Raw genomic sequence first — 14689 nt, 5'->3', positions numbered from 1 at the left:
ATCTCAGGTATCGAGATGGCCAGCCAGGAACTGCTGCAGACGACGCTGCATCAGACGCCCTTCGTTACCCAGGCACGCGATGGGCGAGCCGGCCAAGCTCTCCTCCGCCAGATCGGCACTGTCTCCGGCCAGCAGCACCGGACATTCCAGACCAAGCGCGAGACGCGCCAGTTGCCGCGGAAATTCATCACCTGGCGGCTGATTGCTGAAAACCACCAGCGCCTGCGGCTGCATGCGTTCGCAAACCAGGGCCAGATCGGCCATCGGAACACCGGGCCCCATCACCGCCACGTCGACGTCCTGATTGCCCAACAGCAACGCAGCAACCAGCAGCTCAAGCTCTCGGCAGTGGCCAGGTAGCGCCACCAGTAGCACGCGCTCGCGCGAATCATCGCGCCCCAGTTGCAGTCGCTGCCAGCAACGCCCACGCAGGAAGCCGTCGAGCATCAGCCACTCGCCGCGCTGACCGACTTCGTCCTGACGCAGCAGAAGCTCCTGCCAGACCGGCATGAAGATGTTTTGAAATACCACCTGCAGCGGATAGCAGGAGAAAATCTGCCCGTACACACGCTCAAGACGAGACTCATCGAAGTTCTGCAGCGCGCTGCGCAGTTGATCCTGCCACTGACTCCAGTCGTCACTGACGACGTCGTTGTAGGCGGGCGTAGCGACGCTGCGACTGCTGGCGCTCTTGGCCAGGATCGAACCGACCTTGCTGACCGCGACGCCACGCTCGATCCAGGCGAGGATGCTGCGCACCGCGTCGATGTCGGCCTGCGAATACAGGCGATGGCCGCTATCGGTCCGTGTCGGCTGAATCAGGCCGTAACGCCGTTCCCATGCACGCAGGGTGACCGGATTGACACCGGTAAGGCGGGAAACCTCGCGAATGGGGAACAGCTCTTCCTGTTTCAAAGCGCTGGACGCGAGCGATGTGACGGAGGCGAGTTCGGGCATGGTTTCGGGCATCACGGCAACGAATATTCGGCAATTGTAACCCAGCAACAGCTCACTGGCATTGTGCAAGATATGTACAAAACCGTACCAAGCACAACGACGAGGATAACGGCAGCCTCAAGCGCGGTGTTTATCCATGCCTGGCGCCCTTCACCGAACCATCGCACACAGCTCATGCCCTTGAATGGTGCAAATCCCGACCAAGATTTCTCCTTTAACCCGTCTGGAGCCCCTTGTCAGGCGGGGCTGGCTAATTTTCGTAAAACGGGAATAATCCTTGCTGCAATTTTCGTCGAGCACACCACCCCGTGCTTGATCGTGCCCTACGCCACACCCCGGCTGACGGCAATACTCGAGGAGATACACAATGTCCCCCGTAACCCTGATGGTGGCGCGTCGCGTCGCCAATGGTCGTTATCACGACTTCATCGCCTGGCTGCGTGAAGGCGAACACCTGGCCACCGACTTTCCGGGCTATCTCGGCTCCGGCGTGCTGGCACCGCCCGCCGATGACGATGAGTTTCAGATCGTCTTCCGCTTCAGCGACGAACAGACCATGGCCTCTTGGGAGCATTCCGCTTCGCGCCAGGCGTGGCTGCAGCGTGGTGCGGGACTTTTCGCCCAACCGCAGGAAAAGCGCGCAGTCGGCCTCGAGGCCTGGTTCGGCAGCGCCCACCGCCACGCTCCGCGCTGGAAGCAAAGCGTGGCGATCTGGCTGGCGTTCTTTCCGGTGTCGCTGGCTTTCAATCTGCTGTTCGGCCCCTGGCTTGCCGACCTGTCGCTGGTAACCCGCGTACTGCTGTCGACGCTGGCCCTGACGCCCCTGATGACCTACCTGTTCATTCCGCTGTCCACGCGCCTGCTGGAACCCTGGCTGCAGGGCAACTACCCGCAGCGCCTGAGCCGACGCGCCGCCAGCCTCGGTAAATCCTGATCGCTCCCTCCTCCCCCATCGGCCAGCCTCGCGCTGGCCGATTTCGTTTTACATGCGGCCAACACCTATACAAAAACAACAATCCGTACAAGTAAAGTATAGAAAGCGCCTACCCAGAACTCCGGTAAAAAGCCTTTAAACTCAGTTAAATAGGCTTGCAAACCGACCCTCATAGCAAAAACACATGGCACGCACGATTGTACAAGCTGCAGCTCTGGTATAACTTTATCCGAGGTCTGCCGAGTATCGCCTGTCACGGGTCAAGTGACCTGAGACGTAAACGTCCGGCTTTTCCATTTTTCATGCGAGTCGCACATGAGCGCTGCCAGCTTTCCCATCCTGATTACCGGCGCCGGCCAGCGAGTGGGCCTCTACTGTGCCGAGCGCCTGCTCGACGCGGGCCAGCCGGTGATCATCAGCTACCGCCAGGAGCGCGACAGCATCGCGCAGCTGCGTGAGCGTGGCGCCGTCGCCTTGCAGGCCGACTTCAGTGACGAGACCGGCATTCTGGCTTTCATCGAACAACTCAAGGCGCAGTGCAACGGCCTGCGCGCGATCGTGCACAACGCCTCGGATTGGCTGGCCGAAACACCCGGCGAAGAAGCCGATGCGTTTCGCCAACTGTTCAGCGTGCACATGCTCACGCCCTACCTGATCAATCTGCACTGCAGTGACCTGCTGCTGCAGTCGGAACAGGCCGATATCGTTCACGTCAGCGATGACGTGGTGCGCAAGGGCAGCGCCAATCGCCCCGCCTACTGCGCCAGCAAGGCAGGCCTGGAAAGCCTGACGCTGTCGTTCGCCGCACGTCTGGCGCCGCGCATCAAGGTCAATACCATCGCCCCGGCCTTGCTGATGTTCAACACTGACGATGACGACACCTACCGTACCAAGACGCTGGCCAAATCGGCACTGGGCATAGAACCCGGCCCGCAGGCCTTCTACCAGACCTTGCGCTACCTGCTGGACAACTCCTACGTAACCGGAACCACCCTTACCCTCAACGGCGGCCGCCACCTCAAGTGACGCGGCTGCTCAGGACACTGCCATGAGCCAACCTCTTTCCCAGCAATACCGCGAGATTCTCGTAGGCCTCGGTGAAAACCCGGAGCGCGAAGGTCTGCTCGATACGCCCAAACGTGCCGCCAAGGCCATGCAGTATCTGTGTCATGGCTACCAGCAGTCGCTGGACGAGATCGTCAATGGTGCGCTGTTCGAGTCCGACAATGACGAGATGGTGATCGTCAAGGACATCGAGCTGTACTCGCTGTGCGAACACCACCTGCTGCCCTTCATCGGCAAGGCGCATGTCGCCTACATCCCCACCGGCAAGGTGCTCGGCCTGTCAAAGGTGGCGCGTATCGTCGACATGTACGCACGGCGGCTGCAGATCCAGGAAAACCTTACCAAGCAGATCGCAGACGCCATCCAACGTGTGACCAACGCCGCCGGCGTTGCGGTGGTGATCGAGGCCAAGCACATGTGCATGATGATGCGCGGGGTGGAGAAGCAGAACTCGGTGATGAGCAGCTCGGTGATGCTTGGCGCCTTCCGCGAGTCCTGCAACACTCGCCACGAATTCCTGCAATTGATCGGACGGAACAACTAATGCCGCGACTGGAACCCGGAATGGCGCGTATCCGCGTCAAGGACCTGCGCCTGCGCACCTACATCGGCATCAAGGAAGAAGAGATCAACAATAAGCAGGACGTGTTGATCAACCTGACCATTCTCTACCCCGCCGTCGATGCGGTAGAGGTCAACGACATCGAACATGCGCTGAACTACCGCACCATCACCAAGGCAATCATCGCCCACGTCGAAGGCAATCGCTTCGCTCTGCTCGAGCGCCTGACCCAGGAAATCCTCGACCTGGTGATGACCCATCAGGCCGTGCGTTATGCGGAAGTGGAAGTAGATAAACCACATGCCCTGCGTTTCGCCGAGTCGGTATCCATTACTCTGGCAGGCCATCGCTGACAGCCGCCTTCGGCGGCTTGTCGCCTCCCTGCGCGGCTCTTATCATCGCCGCCACCTAATCCCGGAGAGCCCACCATGACCGAGCAAGAACGCCTCGAACTGGAAGCTGCAGCCTTTCGCGCATTGGTGCAGCACCTGCGCAGCCGTCCTGACGTGCAGAACATCGACCTGATGAACCTGGCCGGTTTCTGCCGCAACTGCCTGTCCAAGTGGTACAAGGCCGCCGCCGACGACTTCGGTGTCGAGGTCAGCGCCGACCTGGCCCGCGAGACCGTCTACGGCATGCCCTATGCCGACTGGAAGGCCAAGTATCAGAAAGAAGCCTCCGCCGAGCAGAACGCTGCATTCGCAAAAGGAAAGCATGAATGACCGCTCTCAACGAGCTGCGTAAGCGCCTGCAACAGGATGACTACGCCTTCAGTGAAACCCTGGCGTTCGTCGCCGTGCACTACGACTATCAGCCCAGCGCGTTCCGCAACGGTGACGTGGAAAACGCAGCCGGGCAGAACGAAGGCTCCTGCAAGACCCTCGGCCTGGCTCTGTTGGAAGGCTTGAGCACGGAAGAAGCGCTGCGTGCTTTCGGCGAGCACTACCGCAGCGTGCTGGCCACGCCGCAAGGCAGTGACCATGGCAACATCCGCGCGCTGATGGTGCATGGCCTGGACGGCGTGAAGTTCGAACAGCAACCGCTGAAGTCGAAAGGCTGAATCTATAGCGCAAAAACCTGCGCAACTGTCGGCAAAAGCTGACAGACATCACATCGCTATCGCTTTATCCTGCGCGCCATAACAAACATGGAACACGAGGGAACGTGTTCTGCGCGCAGTGGCGCCCTTCCCTCCTGTTTCGCGCTCGGCATGGAGTCGACCGATGCAGCAAACCCTGGTATGGAAACCCTGGTACACCCCCGGCGTGGAAACCCTGCGTCTGAGCCAGGATGCCAATGGCATCCATGCGACCAGCCATCTCATGCAAGTCATCAAGGGCGACAGCATCGTTGCCAACTATCTGATCGATTGCGACCCGCGCTGGCGCTTCCGCCGTCTCTGGCTGAAAGTCGACAACCACGGCCAGCGCAACCTCTGCCTGCAGCGTGATCTGCGCGGCAACTGGCTGCTCAATGGCGTACCGCGTCCCGATCTGCAGCAATGCCAGCACGTCATGCTCTCGGCCTCGCCCTTCACCCACACCCCAGCCCTGCAACGCAGCGCCCTGGAAGCCGGGCAGAGTGATGAGATGCAGGTCGCCTACATCGACATGCTCAGCCTCAAGGTGGAACCGCGCCAGCAGCGTTATCACTGCCTGCGTCGTCGCCCAGGGGAAAGCCTCTACCGCAGCCAGTCCGAAGGACGTGCGCACGAGGAACTGAGCGTCGACGACCAGGCGCTGCTGCTCAAGGCAGACGAGCAGTACCTGCGCCTGAGCCAGCGCGACCTGAAGGTCAGCGCGCTGGTGTAGAGAGTTACACGGCAGACCTCAGCGATCCACCCCGGTAGCGTGCGCTACGCGCACCGCGAATACGGCGGTACCTGCCTGGTGCGCGCAGCGCACCCTACGCAAAGCCAGGGCAGGCGCCACTCAGATCGGTAACTGCCCGAACGCCCAGCGCAGCAGAAAGAACACCAGCAACCCCCCACCGATAGTCGCCAGCAAGTGCCGCGTGAACGCCGCGATGGCAATGGCCGCCACACCTGCCAGCAGGTATGCGTTGCTCCAACTCAGCATCCACACCTGTCCGTCCGGCATCAGCATGCCGGGCACCACAATGGCCGTCAGCACCGCAGTCGGCACGTAATGCAGCCCCTGCCTGATCAGCGGCGGAAAGCGCAGATCAGGGAAGGCAAACAGGCTGTAGCGGGTGATGAAGGTGATCGCCAGCATGCCCAGAATCAGCAACCAGATATCCATCAGACCAACTCCTCCTGCAACGCCGGATTGCGCCGTTCCAAGCACACGCCGACGACGATGCCACTGGCCGCCGCAGCCATCAGCCCGAGCTTGTAAGGCAAGGCATGGCACACCAGCGCCACGCCTGCCGCGACCAGGGCCGCAGCGACCTGCGGTTGGTTGCGCAGCATGGGCACGACAATGCCGATAAAGGTCGCCAGCATGGCGAAATCCAGCCCCCACTCACCGATATTTGGCACCGCCTGGCCGAACAGCACGCCGACCAGCGTGCACAGCTGCCAGTTGCAGTACATGGCCAGGGCCGCGCCGAGAAAGTACCAATGGCGGTAGGTGCCCTGGTCACCCCGCGCATAGCGCTGCACCACCACCGCATAGGCCTCATCGGTCAGGCCGAAGGCCAACGGCACGCGCCAGCGCTTGGGCAGATGGCGGACATGGGGCTGCATGCTGGCGCTGTACAGGGCATGGCGCAGATTGACCACCAGAGTGGTCAGCAGGACCACGGCGATACCGGCGCCACCGCTCAACAGGCTGATGGCGATGAACTGCGCCGAACCGGCGAAAACCAGCAAGGACATGCCCTGGGTCTGCCAGGGATCGAGCCCGGCAGCGCCTGCCAGGCTGCCGAAGATGATGCCGAATGGAATTGCGCCGAGCAGCATGGGCAGCATGTCGCGGGCGCCCTGGGTGAATTCGTGTTGACGGGACATGGAACCTCCTTGGGCAGGCGAGCTTAGCCAAACGCCCCAGGCAGGTCTTGAACGTTCTTGCTCTCAATCAGCACCATTCTCTGAAGCCGCAGCCACTGAATGGATAATCGAAGAAGCTGATGGCAGGGAAGGAATGATGCCGGCATCCCCCCGCGACCTCTGGCCGCGTCTAGATAACGCTAATCCATCTTATTTAAATTCCGTTAGCCTGCTAATCTTGGCGCCCCGCTTCCCTGCCAGTTCGGATTGTTCCTCGATGTCGCCGCTCCAGCGCTGCCTGCTGCCCTTTCTGGCCCTGTCTTTGATCGCTTGCGAACAGCAGCCTGAATTCACCCAGGCAGAGCCTGGTGAACACCTCTCGGCCGGTGCGGCGACGGTACGCAAGTTCGATCAAAACGCCTTCTCCCTGCCTTCGGCGAACCTCGCACCCAGCCGTCGCCTGGATTTCGCCGTGGGCAACAGCTTCTTCCGTAATCCCTGGGTCACGGCGCCAGCTACCACCACAGCACGCGATGGCCTGGGCCCGCTGTTCAATACCAATGCCTGCCAGAACTGCCATATCAAGGACGGTCGCGGCCATCCGCCGGGGCCAGATGCGGTCAGCGCCACTTCGATGCTGGTGCGTCTGTCGATACCGGCCGGCCCGGAGCATGCCGAGGTGCTGATCCATCAGGGCGTGGTCGCCGAGCCCACATACGGCACCCAGATGCAGGACATGGCCAACCCCGGTGTTGCCCCCGAAGGCAAGGTACGCGTGATCTACAGCAGCGTGCCGGTGCGCTTCGCCGACGGCACGCAGGTGGAGCTGCGCAAGCCGCAGTTGGTCATCAGCCAGCTCGGTTACGGCGACATGCACCCCGATACTCGGTTCTCGGCACGCATCGCCCCGCCGATGATCGGCCTCGGCCTGCTCGAAGCCATCGCCGAAGAAGACATCCTGGCCGGCGCCGATCCGGATGACGCCGATGGCGATGGTATTTCCGGTCGTCCCAATTGGGTCTGGGACCGCCAGCAGCAGCGCAGTGCACTTGGCCGTTTCGGCTGGAAGGCTGGCCAACCCAACCTCAATCAGCAAAATGCCGAAGCCTTCGCCAATGACATGGGCCTGACCAGCTCGCTGATCCCTCACGACAACTGCACCACGGCGCAAACCGATTGCCTGGCCGCGCCCCATGGCGGCGAACCGGAAGTCAGCGACAACATCCTCGCCAGCGTACTGTTCTACAGTCGTAACCTGGGCGTGCCGGCCCGGCGTGACGTCGACTCGCCCGACGTGCTCAAGGGCAAGAGCCTGTTCCACCAGGCCAGTTGCCAGAAGTGCCACACTCCCAGTTTCACCACGTCGGCCGATGCCGCCGAGCCGGAATTGGCCAGCCAACTGATCCGGCCTTATACGGACATGCTGCTGCACGACATGGGCGAGGGGCTGGCCGATGGCCGCGAGGAGTTTCTCGCCAATGGCCGTGAATGGCGCACGGCGCCGCTGTGGGGCATTGGTTTGACGCAAACGGTCAATGGCCATACTCAGTTCCTGCATGACGGCCGTGCCCGTAACCTGCTGGAAGCCATTCTCTGGCACGGTGGCGAAGCCGAAGCGGCCAAGCAGCAGGTGCTGCGTTTCGATAGCGATGAGCGAGCAGCCCTGCTCGCCTTCCTGAACTCTCTTTAAGGAGCCTGCGATGTTGCACAAAACCCTGATCGCCTCTCTGCTCGGCCTGGCCCTGGTCGGCTGCGGGCAGCAGGACCCGAAAGCCAAGGTCAGCGCGGCGCTGACCGATGGCGTGCTGCTGCCGGCCTACAGCAGCTGGCAGGAAGCCGACCGCCAGTTGGCCGTGAATGCCGAGGCCTTCTGCGCCGGCAACGCCGATCTGAGCACCGCCCGCCAGGCCTTTCTCGGCGCCCAGAGTGCCTGGGCCGGCTTGCAGCCGTTGCTGGTCGGGCCGCTGGCCGAAGGCAACCGCGCCTGGCAGATTCAGTTCTGGCCGGACAAGAAGAACCTGGTCCAGCGCCAGGTCGAAGCCCTGCTGAAGAACAAGCCTCAGCTCAGCGCGGATGACCTGTCCAATGCCAGCGTGGTGGTGCAGGGCCTGACCGCCTACGAATACATTCTCTTCGACCCCAATCTGGACCTCGCCCAGGCCGAGCAGAAAGCTCGCTACTGCCCGCTGTTGCAGGCCATCGGCAAGCACCAGCAAGCCCTGGCCGCGGAGATCGTCGGCGAATGGCAAGCCAAATCTGGTATGGCCGAACAGCTGAAGCAGTTTCCCAACGAGCGCTACGCCGACGCCAACGAGGCCATCGCCGAACTGCTGCGGGTGCAGGTCAGCGCCCTGGATGGCCTGAAGAAGAAGCTCGGTGCGCCGATGGGCCGCCAGAGCAAGGGCATCGCCCAGCCTTACCAGGCCGAAGCCTGGCGCAGTGCCGCTAGCCTGGCCAACCAGGGTGCGGCGCTGGCCAACGCCGAACTGCTGTGGCACGGCAGCAACCGTGATGGCATTCAATCGCTACTGGGCGAGGATCAGGCCGACCTGGCCAAACGCATCGACGCCGCTTACCAGGACACCCGTCAGCGCCTGGCTGCACTCGACAGCCCACTGGTCGAACTGCTTGCCGACGAAGCCGGTCGCACCGCCCTGAACGAGCTGTACGACAGCCTCAATCGCCTGCACCGCCTGCAGGAAAGCGAACTGGCCAAGGCGCTCGGCGTGCAGATCGGCTTCAACGCCCACGACGGAGACTGAGCATGCAACGCAGAGCCTTCCTCGGCCTCAGTGCAGCCGCCGCCAGTCTGGCGGCCGCGGGCGCCTTTGGCGGCTGGACGCTGTTCGGCCCATCAGGACAACCGTTGCTGCTGTCAGCCCGTGACGATGGCGACGGCAACCACTACGCGGTCGGCTATCGCCTCGACGGTGAACGCGCCTTCGCCACTCCGGTGAACGAACGCTGCCATGACGTGGTGCCGCACCCCAGCCTGCCCATGGCCCTGTTCGTCGGTCGCCGTCCCAGCACCGAGAGCTACCTGATCGACACCCGCGACGGTCGCCTGCTGCAAACGCTGGCCTCGCCGGCCGGGCGTCATTTCAACGGCCACGCGGTGTTCCACAAGGGCGGCGAGTGGCTGTACGCCACCGAGAACGACACCACCGAGCCAGGTCGTGGCGTGATTGGCACCTATCGCCTGCAGGGTGAGCAGTTGCTGCGCGCAGCCGAACACAGCAGCCACGGCGTAGGCCCGCACCAACTGCTGTGGATGCCCGATGGCGAAACCCTGGTGGTGGCCAACGGCGGCATCCGCACCGAAGCGGAAAGCCGCGTCGACATGAACCTCGATGCCATGCAGGCCAGCCTGGTGCTGATGCAGCGCGACGGCAGCCTGGTCAGCCAGGAGTATCTGGCCGACCAGCAGAACAGCATCCGCCACCTCGCTGTCGCGCGCGACGGCACGGTGGTCAGCGGCCAGCAGTACATGGGCGACCTGCACGATCAAGTGCCGCTACTGGCGATCAAACGCCCCGGTCAGCCCTTCCAGCCGTTCGCGCTGGGCGAGCCTCAGCGTGCGGCGATGAACCAGTACACCGCCAGCGTGGCGATCCATGACGAGCTGCGCCTGCTGGCGATGACCGCACCGCGCGGCAACCGCTTCTTCATCTGGGATCTGGACAGTGCCCAGGTGCGCCTGGACGTGCCGCTGCCGGACTGCGCAGGTGTCGGTGCGGTGGCCGATGGTTTCGTGGTGACCTCGGGCCAGGGCCGTTGTCGCCTGTACGATTGCCGCGGCGAACGCATCGCCACCCAGGCTCTGCAGCTACCCGCCGGGTTGTGGGACAACCACCTGCGTCTGGCCTGATCAGGCGCTGCCGCGTTCGATCAACTCGAAACCCACATCCATGCGCAGCGGCTGACGCGCAGCGGCCGGCTCGGCAATACGCGCCAGCAGCGCATCGGCGATGGCACAGCCGATACGTGGCCCGTCCACTCGCACGGTGGAAAGCGGCGGATGGGTATGGGCGGCGCTGGACAGGTCGCCAAAGCCCATCACCGCAAGATCCTCGGGAATGCGCAGTCCGCGGCTGAGCGCCTCGGCCATCACCCCTTGCGCCACGGTGTCGGAACTGCAGACCACCACGTCGCCAGCGACGCCTTCGCGCAGCAGCCTGCCCAGCCCCTCGCGGCCAACCGCCAGAGTCGCTGGCGCGGGCAAAATCTGTGCTGCCACCGGCGCATCTACATGACCTTGCAGCGCCTCTGTCAGGCTTCGATAACGGCGCATACCACGTGGGTCATCGATGCCCACCACCGACACGCGACGGTAGCCCTTGCCGATCAGATAGCTTGCCACCGCCTGGCCAACAGCCTCGTGCGAGAAGCCGACCAGCATATCCACCGGGTGCTCACACAGATCCCAGGCCTCGACCAGGGGGATACCGACTCGCGCCAGGCGCTCGCGGCTGGCCTGGGTGTGCTCGGTACCGGTCAGCACGATGCCATCCGGTCGACGCCCCAGCACCGCCTCGAGCAAGGCTTCCTCCTGCTCCGGGCGGTAGCCGGTCAGGCCCAGCAGGGTCTGATAGCCCGCCGCAGCCAGGCGGTCGGTCAGCGCCTGCACGGTGTCAGCGAAGATGGAGTTGGCAATGGTCGGCAGGAAAATCGCCACCAGCCGACTACGGCTTGAAGCCAGCGCCCCCGCGGCAAGGTTGGGGACATAGCCGGTCGCCCGAACCGCTTCCAGCACGCGCTTACGGGTCGCATCGGTGACCACTTCCGGCCGGCCGAGCGCACGCGATACGGTAATTGGCGACACCCCTGCGACCTTGGCGACATCGATCAAAGTCGGGGCCGCACTGCTGCGGATGCCAGCAGGTTTCCTGCCCATGTCACGCCTCCAGTCACTCGAACACCTCGCATAAGGAGGCACGCCAACCTGATCGAGATATGTTGTCATACAACTTTAGTCAAACAGGCGTCGAGCATGCCGACCCTGCACCAGCCTGATGCTACCCGAACTGCTCGAATAAACTGTACCAACACGATTAACTGCCGTGGTAGAGCCAACCAAGCTATATTTCCGCTCCCCAGATCGACTCACTGAGCAGACTGAATCGGCTCAGTTACGAGCAAACGAAAGACCTCGATTTCCACCTCTGTCGCGTTGACATTGCCGAAGTGGGTGCTGATAATCGATCCAAGTCATACGACAACGTATGACAAACCAATAACAACAAGCAACAAGAGTCCAGGCCCCGCCATGACCACGACCTCCAGCGAACTGCGCCCCTTCAATCGCCTGCTGCTGACCGGCGCCGCCGGCGGCCTGGGCAAGGTACTGCGCGAACGCCTGCGCCCCTACGCCACTATCCTGCGTCTCTCCGATATCGGTGAGATGGCCCCTGCTGCCGGCCCCCACGAAGAAGTGGTGCGCTGCGACCTGGCAGACAAAGCCGCCGTGCATCAACTGATCGAAGGCGTCGACGCCATCCTGCACTTCGGTGGTGTATCGGTCGAGCGTCCCTTCGAGGAAATTCTCGGCGCCAACATCAGCGGCGTATTCCATGTCTACGAAGCGGCCCGTCGTCACGGCGTGAAACGCGTGGTGTTCGCCAGCTCCAACCACGTCATCGGCTTCTACAAGCAGGACGAACACCTCGACGCCAACTGCCTGCGTCGCCCGGATGGCTACTACGGCCTGTCCAAGTCCTACGGCGAAGACATGGCCAGTTTCTACTTCGATCGCTACGGCATCGAGACCGTCAGCATCCGCATCGGCTCCTCGTTCCCCGAGCCAGCCAACCGCCGCATGATGAGCACCTGGCTGAGCTACGACGACCTCACCCACCTGATCGAACGCTGCCTGTACGCCCCGAACGTTGGCCACACGGTGGTCTACGGCATGTCTAACAACCGCGACGTGTGGTGGGACAACAGCAAGGCCGCGCACCTGGGCTTCAAGCCCAAGGACAGTTCGGAAATCTTCCGCGACAAGGTGGAAGCGCAGCCGATGCCTGCAGCCGACGACCCCGCACGTATTTACCAGGGCGGAGCCTTCGTCGCCGCCGGCCCGTTCGGCGACGACTGAACACGGCGCCACCGCTGCCCTACGCCATAACAACAAAATAGAGCGCCTGAATGCCATGACAGCCGAACTGATTGTCGATGCGCGCAACGCCACGGGTGAAAGCCCAGTCTGGAACGCTGCCGAACAAGCTCTGTACTGGGCCGATATCCCTGCCGCCCGCCTGCACCGCTGGTCCGCGGCTGATGGCCAGACGCGGAGCTGGCAGGCTGACGAGATGCTCGCCTGCATCGCCATGCATCCCGCTGGTGGCTGGATCGCAGGCATGCAGAGCGGCATCTTCCACCTGCGCCCGCAAGACGATGGCAGAGTAAAGGCCGAGCGCCTGGCGCAGGTTGATCACGCCCGCGCGGAAATGCGTTTCAACGATGGCCGCTGCGACCGCCAAGGCCGCCTCTGGGCCGGCACCATGCTGCTGGACATGGCCCAGGGCGCACGCGTCGGCGCGCTGTATCGCTACGACGGCCAGTTGCAACAGGTGCTCGACGACCTCATCGTGCCCAACGGCCTGGCCTTCAGCCCTGACGGCCGCACCATGTACCTGTCCGATTCGCACCCGAGCGTACAAAGCGTCTGGGCCTTCGATTACGACACCGAGAGCGGCACGCCGCACAACCGCCGCCTGTTCATCGACATGAAGCAGCATCCGGGACGCCCCGACGGCGCAGCGATGGATGTCGACGGCTGCTACTGGATCTGCGGCAACGACGAAGGCCTGATCCACCGTTTCACCCCCGATGGCCGCCTTGATCGCTCGCTCGCCGTACCGGTGAAGAAGCCCGCCATGTGCGCCTTCGGCGGCGCGAATCTGGACACCCTGTTCGTTACCTCGATCCGCCCCGGCGGCGACCTCTCCGACCAGCCATTGGCCGGCGGTGTATTCGCTCTGCAAGCCGGCGTCTGCGGCATAGAGGAGCCGGCTTTCCACCCCTGACCCGATTCACCCCGGGCCGCTCGCGGCACCGGACTCACACTGCTGTACACCAACAACAACAAGACGGAGTTTTCCGCATGAACCTGAAACGTAAGTTGCTTCTCGCCACACTTCCTCTCGCGCTCGGTCTGTCCTCCTTCGTACGGGCCGAGACGACCCTGAAAATTGCCGAAATCCACCCGGCCGGCTACCCGACCGTAGTCGCCATGGAAAACCTCGGCAAGAAGCTGGAAGCGGCCACCAACGGCGAAATCAAGTCCCGGATGTTCTCGGGTGGTGTGCTGGGTTCCGAGAAGGAAGTGATCGAACAGACCCAGATCGGCGCCGTCCAGCTGACTCGCGTCAGCCTTGGCTCGGTCGGCCCGGTAGTGCCTGCCACCAACGTCTTCAACATGCCGTTCGTGTTCCGCGATATCGACCACATGCGCAAAGTGGTCGACGGTGAAATCGGTCAGGAAATCCTCGACGCCATCACCAACTCCGACTTCAACATGGTCGGCCTGGCGTGGATGGAAGCCGGTAGCCGCAGCCTGTACACCAAGAAGCCGGTACGCAAACTCGAAGACCTCAAGGGCATGAAGATCCGTGTGATCGGCAACCCGCTGTTCATCGACACCCTCAACGCCATGGGCGCCAACGGCATCGCCATGGACACCGGCGAGATCTTCAGCGCCCTGCAGAGCGGCGTGATCGACGGCGCCGAGAACAACTCGCCGACCCTGCTCGAGCACAACCACTTCCGTGCGGCCAAGTACTACACCCAGACGCATCACCTGATCCTCCCCGAACCGCTGCTGATGTCCAAGACCACCTGGAACAAGCTGACTGCGGATCAACAAGCACTGGTCAAGAAGCTGGCCAAAGAAGCCCAGCTGGAAGAGCGCGACCTGTGGGTTGCCAAGGAAAAGGCCAGCGACGAGAAGCTCAAGGCTGAAGGCGTCGAGTTCATCGAAGTCGACACCAAGCCGTTCTACGACGCTACCGCCCCGGTACGTGAGAAGTACGGTGCTCAGTTCGCCGACCTGATCAAGCGCATCGAAGCCGTTCAGTAATCCACGCGCAAGCGCGGGGGGGCGGGCCCCCCCCCCCCCCCCCCCCCCCCGGGGGGGGGGGGGAAAAACCGGGGACGGGGGGGGGGGGGGGCCGCGGACCAGCCCCGGGCTGGGGCCGCCCCCCGGGGGGGGGGGGGGGGGGGG

Annotated in this window: 17 protein-coding genes; 13 read left to right on the top strand and 4 right to left on the bottom strand. The window is 63.0% G+C overall.

Annotated features, from left to right (window positions below; genetic code table 11):
• Positions 1-3 precede the first annotated feature (3 nt).
• Positions 4-957, bottom strand: coding sequence for a MerR family transcriptional regulator (locus tag EGJ86_RS13820; protein ID WP_125835476.1), 954 nt, complete (start codon positions 955-957; stop codon positions 4-6).
• Positions 958-1324: 367 nt separating this feature from the next.
• Here EGJ86_RS13820 and EGJ86_RS13815 point away from each other — a divergent pair, with 367 nt between their 5' ends.
• From EGJ86_RS13815 to EGJ86_RS13785, 7 genes are all read left to right on the top strand, one after another.
• Positions 1325-1891: an antibiotic biosynthesis monooxygenase gene (locus EGJ86_RS13815; protein WP_125835475.1), complete on the top strand. Its 567-nt coding sequence runs from the start codon at positions 1325-1327 to the stop codon at positions 1889-1891.
• 315 nt (positions 1892-2206) lie between these two features.
• Complete coding sequence (folM, locus tag EGJ86_RS13810; protein WP_125835474.1) at positions 2207-2917, top strand: dihydromonapterin reductase; 711 nt, start codon at positions 2207-2209, stop codon at positions 2915-2917.
• Between the two features lie 22 nt (positions 2918-2939).
• Entirely contained in the window at positions 2940-3500 is a 561-nt protein-coding gene (gene folE, locus EGJ86_RS13805; protein ID WP_017675024.1) for a GTP cyclohydrolase I FolE, read from the top strand.
• On the top strand, positions 3500-3871 hold the full coding sequence (gene folX / locus EGJ86_RS13800) for a dihydroneopterin triphosphate 2'-epimerase (RefSeq protein WP_003462464.1): 372 nt from the start codon (positions 3500-3502) through the stop codon (positions 3869-3871). Before folE ends, folX begins: the two co-directional genes overlap by 1 nt.
• 75 nt (positions 3872-3946) lie before the next feature.
• The gene (locus tag EGJ86_RS13795) at positions 3947-4240 is read left to right on the top strand and encodes a DUF1244 domain-containing protein (RefSeq protein ID WP_125835473.1); all 294 of its coding nucleotides are present in this window, start codon (positions 3947-3949) and stop codon (positions 4238-4240) included.
• Positions 4237-4578 carry a HopJ type III effector protein gene (locus EGJ86_RS13790; protein WP_106734458.1) on the top strand — a complete coding sequence of 114 codons (342 nt, stop codon included), beginning with the start codon at positions 4237-4239 and terminating at the stop codon, positions 4576-4578. The genes EGJ86_RS13795 and EGJ86_RS13790 overlap by 4 nt, the downstream gene beginning before the upstream one ends.
• Positions 4579-4741: 163 nt before the next feature.
• Positions 4742-5329: a putative glycolipid-binding domain-containing protein gene (locus tag EGJ86_RS13785; protein WP_125835472.1), complete on the top strand. Its 588-nt coding sequence runs from the start codon at positions 4742-4744 to the stop codon at positions 5327-5329.
• Between the two features lie 120 nt (positions 5330-5449).
• On the opposite strand, the gene EGJ86_RS13780 is transcribed toward EGJ86_RS13785, so the two are convergent.
• Both EGJ86_RS13780 and EGJ86_RS13775 read right to left on the bottom strand, forming a co-directional pair.
• Positions 5450-5779 (bottom strand): AzlD domain-containing protein, encoded by a 330-nt coding sequence (locus EGJ86_RS13780; RefSeq protein WP_045734925.1) that lies wholly within the window; start codon positions 5777-5779, stop codon positions 5450-5452.
• Entirely contained in the window at positions 5779-6489 is a 711-nt protein-coding gene (locus tag EGJ86_RS13775) for an AzlC family ABC transporter permease (RefSeq protein ID WP_125835471.1), read from the bottom strand. The genes EGJ86_RS13780 and EGJ86_RS13775 overlap by 1 nt, the downstream gene beginning before the upstream one ends.
• A 256-nt stretch (positions 6490-6745) precedes the next feature.
• Between EGJ86_RS13775 and EGJ86_RS13770 the strand changes: the two genes are divergently transcribed.
• The 3 genes from EGJ86_RS13770 to EGJ86_RS13760 are packed head-to-tail and all read left to right on the top strand — an operon-like array spanning position 6746 to position 10336.
• Complete coding sequence (locus EGJ86_RS13770) at positions 6746-8158, top strand: di-heme oxidoredictase family protein (RefSeq protein ID WP_125835470.1); 1413 nt, start codon at positions 6746-6748, stop codon at positions 8156-8158.
• A 10-nt stretch (positions 8159-8168) separates the two neighbouring features.
• Positions 8169-9230, top strand: a complete 1062-nt coding sequence (locus EGJ86_RS13765; protein ID WP_125835469.1) for an imelysin family protein — start codon at positions 8169-8171, stop codon at positions 9228-9230.
• A 2-nt stretch (positions 9231-9232) separates the two neighbouring features.
• The gene (locus EGJ86_RS13760; RefSeq protein WP_125835468.1) at positions 9233-10336 is read left to right on the top strand and encodes a DUF1513 domain-containing protein; all 1104 of its coding nucleotides are present in this window, start codon (positions 9233-9235) and stop codon (positions 10334-10336) included.
• Here the strand turns inward: EGJ86_RS13760 and EGJ86_RS13755 are convergent, their stop codons facing one another.
• Complete coding sequence (locus tag EGJ86_RS13755) at positions 10337-11362, bottom strand: LacI family DNA-binding transcriptional regulator (RefSeq protein WP_099525700.1); 1026 nt, start codon at positions 11360-11362, stop codon at positions 10337-10339. It lies immediately after the preceding gene.
• 372 nt (positions 11363-11734) lie between these two features.
• On the opposite strand from EGJ86_RS13755, the gene EGJ86_RS13750 reads away from it, so the two are divergent.
• From EGJ86_RS13750 to EGJ86_RS13740, 3 genes are all read left to right on the top strand, one after another.
• Complete coding sequence (locus EGJ86_RS13750) at positions 11735-12562, top strand: NAD(P)-dependent oxidoreductase (protein ID WP_125835467.1); 828 nt, start codon at positions 11735-11737, stop codon at positions 12560-12562.
• Between the two features lie 55 nt (positions 12563-12617).
• On the top strand, positions 12618-13493 hold the full coding sequence (locus EGJ86_RS13745; RefSeq protein WP_125835466.1) for an SMP-30/gluconolactonase/LRE family protein: 876 nt from the start codon (positions 12618-12620) through the stop codon (positions 13491-13493).
• Positions 13494-13570: 77 nt separating this feature from the next.
• The gene (locus EGJ86_RS13740) at positions 13571-14545 is read left to right on the top strand and encodes a TRAP transporter substrate-binding protein (RefSeq protein ID WP_125835465.1); all 975 of its coding nucleotides are present in this window, start codon (positions 13571-13573) and stop codon (positions 14543-14545) included.
• Positions 14546-14689: the final 144 nt, after the last annotated feature.

The organism is Pseudomonas sp. o96-267 (genome assembly GCF_003935465.1).
Lineage (GTDB): Bacteria > Pseudomonadota > Gammaproteobacteria > Pseudomonadales > Pseudomonadaceae > Aquipseudomonas > Aquipseudomonas sediminis.
The sequence above is the reverse complement of the archived record's forward strand: the minus strand, read 5'-3'. Positions and strand labels throughout refer to the sequence as shown.

Bases quoted from the DNA above. Each gene is read 5' to 3' on its own strand.
- EGJ86_RS13820 (WP_125835476.1), bottom strand. From the start codon at position 957: ATGCCCGAACTCGCCTCCGTCACATCGCTCGCGTCCAGCGCTTTGAAA.
- EGJ86_RS13815 (WP_125835475.1), top strand. From the start codon at position 1,325: ATGTCCCCCGTAACCCTGATGGTGGCGCGTCGCGTCGCCAATGGTCGT.
- folM (WP_125835474.1), top strand. From the start codon at position 2,207: ATGAGCGCTGCCAGCTTTCCCATCCTGATTACCGGCGCCGGCCAGCGA.
- folE (WP_017675024.1), top strand. From the start codon at position 2,940: ATGAGCCAACCTCTTTCCCAGCAATACCGCGAGATTCTCGTAGGCCTC.
- folX (WP_003462464.1), top strand. From the start codon at position 3,500: ATGCCGCGACTGGAACCCGGAATGGCGCGTATCCGCGTCAAGGACCTG.
- EGJ86_RS13795 (WP_125835473.1), top strand. From the start codon at position 3,947: ATGACCGAGCAAGAACGCCTCGAACTGGAAGCTGCAGCCTTTCGCGCA.
- EGJ86_RS13790 (WP_106734458.1), top strand. From the start codon at position 4,237: ATGACCGCTCTCAACGAGCTGCGTAAGCGCCTGCAACAGGATGACTAC.
- EGJ86_RS13785 (WP_125835472.1), top strand. From the start codon at position 4,742: ATGCAGCAAACCCTGGTATGGAAACCCTGGTACACCCCCGGCGTGGAA.
- EGJ86_RS13780 (WP_045734925.1), bottom strand. From the start codon at position 5,779: ATGGATATCTGGTTGCTGATTCTGGGCATGCTGGCGATCACCTTCATC.
- EGJ86_RS13775 (WP_125835471.1), bottom strand. From the start codon at position 6,489: ATGTCCCGTCAACACGAATTCACCCAGGGCGCCCGCGACATGCTGCCC.
- EGJ86_RS13770 (WP_125835470.1), top strand. From the start codon at position 6,746: ATGTCGCCGCTCCAGCGCTGCCTGCTGCCCTTTCTGGCCCTGTCTTTG.
- EGJ86_RS13765 (WP_125835469.1), top strand. From the start codon at position 8,169: ATGTTGCACAAAACCCTGATCGCCTCTCTGCTCGGCCTGGCCCTGGTC.
- EGJ86_RS13760 (WP_125835468.1), top strand. From the start codon at position 9,233: ATGCAACGCAGAGCCTTCCTCGGCCTCAGTGCAGCCGCCGCCAGTCTG.
- EGJ86_RS13755 (WP_099525700.1), bottom strand. From the start codon at position 11,362: ATGGGCAGGAAACCTGCTGGCATCCGCAGCAGTGCGGCCCCGACTTTG.
- EGJ86_RS13750 (WP_125835467.1), top strand. From the start codon at position 11,735: ATGACCACGACCTCCAGCGAACTGCGCCCCTTCAATCGCCTGCTGCTG.
- EGJ86_RS13745 (WP_125835466.1), top strand. From the start codon at position 12,618: ATGACAGCCGAACTGATTGTCGATGCGCGCAACGCCACGGGTGAAAGC.
- EGJ86_RS13740 (WP_125835465.1), top strand. From the start codon at position 13,571: ATGAACCTGAAACGTAAGTTGCTTCTCGCCACACTTCCTCTCGCGCTC.